1 tRNA gene and 1 rRNA gene are annotated in these 2,141 nt (G+C 46.8%); both read left to right on the top strand.

The window, feature by feature from the left end:
* Positions 1–242 precede the first annotated feature (242 nt).
* A 16S ribosomal RNA gene (locus PGH07_RS11375) occupies positions 243–1,757 on the top strand.
* Between the two features lie 219 nt (positions 1,758–1,976).
* Positions 1,977–2,053: transfer RNA gene (locus tag PGH07_RS11370), tRNA-Ile, on the top strand.
* Positions 2,054–2,141: the final 88 nt, after the last annotated feature.

Here is a 2,141-nt window from a genome sequence, read left to right as displayed (position 1 = left end):
AAAAACCCTTGACAACAAAGGAGTTTTTGTCTATAATTCCCGTCCACAAACACAGAGACCTAGGCTGAGTTAGCCCAGAGAGTGCGAGTGAATGATCTTTGACAACCAAATATAAGTAAATAAATCAACGTCTATTTGAGATTTAATTTTTGCACCTTTTAATAAAAAGGTGATAGAAAGAGTTAAACTTAAATTAGAAATTTTTTAAGTGATTCTTTGACAATGGTTCAAGCCATTCATTTTTAATGGAGAGTTTGATCCTGGCTCAGAGTGAACGCTGGCGGCGTGCTTAACACATGCAAGTCGAACGAGAACGGGTCAAAGCTTGCTTTGACTGTCAGCTAAGTGGCGGACGGGTGAGTAATGTATAGCTAATGTGCCCCTTGGAGGGGGATAACAGTTGGAAACGACTGCTAATACCCCATACTCCTTCTTACTTAATGTAAGTCGGGAAATGTTTTTTCGCCAAGGGATCGGGCTATATGGTATCAGCTTGTTGGTGAGGTAATGGCTCACCAAGGCTATGACGCCTAGCTGGTCTGAGAGGATGATCAGCCACACTGGAACTGAGACACGGTCCAGACTCCTACGGGAGGCAGCAGTGGGGAATATTGCACAATGGGGGAAACCCTGATGCAGCAACGCCGCGTGGAGGATGACGCATTTCGGTGTGTAAACTCCTTTTATATAGGAAGATAATGACGGTACTATATGAATAAGCACCGGCTAACTCCGTGCCAGCAGCCGCGGTAATACGGAGGGTGCAAGCGTTACTCGGAATCACTGGGCGTAAAGCGCGCGCAGGCGGTTTGATAAGTTGGATGTGAAAGCCTACGGCTCAACCGTAGAACTGCATCCAAAACTGTCAAACTAGAGTCTGGGAGGGGAAGATGGAATTAGTGGTGTAGGGGTAAAATCCGTAGAGATCACTAGGAATACCAAAAGCGAAGGCGATCTTCTGGAACAGTACTGACGCTGAGGCGCGAAAGCGTGGGGAGCAAACAGGATTAGATACCCTGGTAGTCCACGCCCTAAACTATGAATGTTAGTCGTCGGGTAGCTAGTCTATTCGGTGATGCAGCTAACGCATTAAACATTCCGCCTGGGGAGTACGGTCGCAAGATTAAAACTCAAAGGAATAGACGGGGACCCGCACAAGTGGTGGAGCATGTGGTTTAATTCGAAGATACGCGAAGAACCTTACCTAGCCTTGACATTGATAGAACAGACCAGAGATGGACTGGTGCCCTTCGGGGAACTTGAAAACAGGTGCTGCACGGCTGTCGTCAGCTCGTGTCGTGAGATGTTGGGTTAAGTCCCGCAACGAGCGCAACCCTCGTCACTAGTTACTAACGGTTCGGCCGAGGACTCTAGTGAGACTGCCTTCGCAAGGAGGAGGAAGGTGAGGACGACGTCAAGTCATCATGGCCCTTACGGCTAGGGCGACACACGTGCTACAATGGGTAGGACAATGAGACGCAATACCGCGAGGTGGAGCAAATCTATAAACCTACTCTCAGTTCGGATTGTACTCTGCAACTCGAGTGCATGAAGCTGGAATCACTAGTAATCGTAGATCAGCCATGCTACGGTGAATACGTTCCCGGGTCTTGTACTCACCGCCCGTCACACCATGGGAGTTGATTTCACCCGAAGCGGGGAAGCTAAACTGGCTACCCTCCACGGTGGAATCAGCGACTGGGGTGAAGTCGTAACAAGGTAACCGTAGGAGAACCTGCGGTTGGATCACCTCCTTTCAAGAGTATACAGTTCATACTTCTCACAGAGTATGAACTCAACATTCAAATGGACTTGGTTTATTGCTTANAGAACCTGCGGTTGGATCACCTCCTTTCAAGAGTATACAGTTCATACTTCTCACAGAGTATGAACTCAACATTCAAATGGACTTGGTTTATTGCTTAGCTTATGTTTGGTTGTCTAAGATCATTAGGGTCTTTGACATTACATCATATGGGCGTATAGCTCAGCTGGTTAGAGTGCACCCCTGATAAGGGTGAGGTCCCAGGTTCAAGTCCTGGTACGCCCACCATATGTTTAATAGAAGTATTTTTTGTGAGTATTTCTATTAGACATATCGTCTAAATGTTTTTTAACTTACTATTGTTAAGAGTCTAACG

It is taken from the genome of Sulfurovum zhangzhouensis, from assembly GCF_030347965.1.
GTDB lineage: Bacteria > Campylobacterota > Campylobacteria > Campylobacterales > Sulfurovaceae > Sulfurovum > Sulfurovum zhangzhouensis.
This window is presented reverse-complemented; position numbering and strand designations above follow the sequence as displayed.